The organism is Natrarchaeobius oligotrophus (genome assembly GCF_003841465.1).
In the GTDB taxonomy this organism is placed as follows: domain Archaea; phylum Halobacteriota; class Halobacteria; order Halobacteriales; family Natrialbaceae; genus Natrarchaeobius; species Natrarchaeobius oligotrophus.
In genome coordinates this window covers 1-1,124 of sequence record NZ_REFZ01000059.1, presented here as the reverse complement: position 1 = coordinate 1,124, position 1,124 = coordinate 1, and the positions used below count along the sequence as shown (strand labels likewise).

Below are 1,124 nucleotides of genomic sequence, written 5' to 3'. Positions count from 1 at the left end.
ATAGTGATTAAGACGAATCTTTACCAGTGAGATGCGGCCAAATATTGGGCTCGCTGATCGCGCTCAGTCCTCGTGGAATGTAGTCGTTTAGCGTTGAGAGATCGGGAACGAGCCGATACTTGAACCACTCTTGCAGCTGATCCCAGCACCCTTCGACAGCGTTCAATTCGGGGAGTTTTGACGGGAAGTACCAGACTTCGAGTTCGTCGCCGCATACGCACGAGACCGAACTGTCTCCGACAGTTTCGGTCTCGCGCTCACCGCTCACGTGTTCCCAGAGATCCCTCGCGTAGAAGTAGCCCGCCCGATCCAGAAACACCACTAATTCCTCACCGAACTTGTCTTTCAAAGCCTCTAACAACCGAATCCCGTGCTTCCGTGTGAGATTCTCTTCTGTCCAGCAGAAGAAGCTGTCACCGTCGTCGGTGACAGCGCCAAGCACTGTCACCGACTTCCAGGAAGTTGCTGTCTCTATCGTCGGGTTCGAGCCGATAGGATACCAGCCACGCCGCTGGACGGTTCCGACGTGTTTGGTAAACTGGTCGACGACAACGACGGTTTTTTCGTTCAGTTCGGGTCGTTTTTTTCGACTGTCTCTTGGAACTCGGCTTTCTCGTCGGGATCTGCCTCGTAGTGTTGAGGCCGTGCTGTCCGCAAGGACAGCCCGGCCTCTTTCAACAACTCGTACGCGTAGTTCTCGTGGTATTCGACGCCGTACTCCTCTTTGATGTGGTGAAGAAGAAGCTTCGCTGACCACGCTTGCTGATCGTAGCCGAGTTCGGTTGGTGGTTGTTGCAACTGTTCGAAGAGCTGCTCACGGTCTTGTCCCTCAATCTTTGCTGGGCCTCCTGGTCGAGGAGCATCGTAGGGCGCTTGCTCGATCGGTTCTTCTTCGAACCGATCGAGCCAGTTGCGGATCGTTTTCTCGACGACGCCATGCCGTTCAGCCAGCATATCCAATTGATCGCCCTGCTTGCGTCCGATCGCCGCGAGAACACGTTCTCGCGGCTTCCCTTCGTTGATCTGCTCCTTGAGTTCGTAGAGTTCCTCAAGCGTGATATCGTCAAGCCGACCCATTATCAACTCTACCACACCTATCGGTAAATAATTTCCTTAATCACTAT

At 53.8% G+C, this 1,124-nt stretch carries 2 protein-coding genes; both read right to left on the bottom strand.

Annotated features, from left to right (window positions below):
- Positions 1 to 7: 7 nt before the first annotated feature.
- Positions 8 to 571: a transposase gene (locus EA472_RS21815; protein ID WP_124193549.1), complete on the bottom strand. Its 564-nt coding sequence runs from the start codon at positions 569 to 571 to the stop codon at positions 8 to 10.
- Positions 568 to 1,077 carry an IS630 family transposase gene (locus EA472_RS21810; protein WP_124193548.1) on the bottom strand — a complete coding sequence of 170 codons (510 nt, stop codon included), beginning with the start codon at positions 1,075 to 1,077 and terminating at the stop codon, positions 568 to 570. The genes EA472_RS21815 and EA472_RS21810 overlap by 4 nt, the downstream gene beginning before the upstream one ends.
- Positions 1,078 to 1,124: the final 47 nt, after the last annotated feature.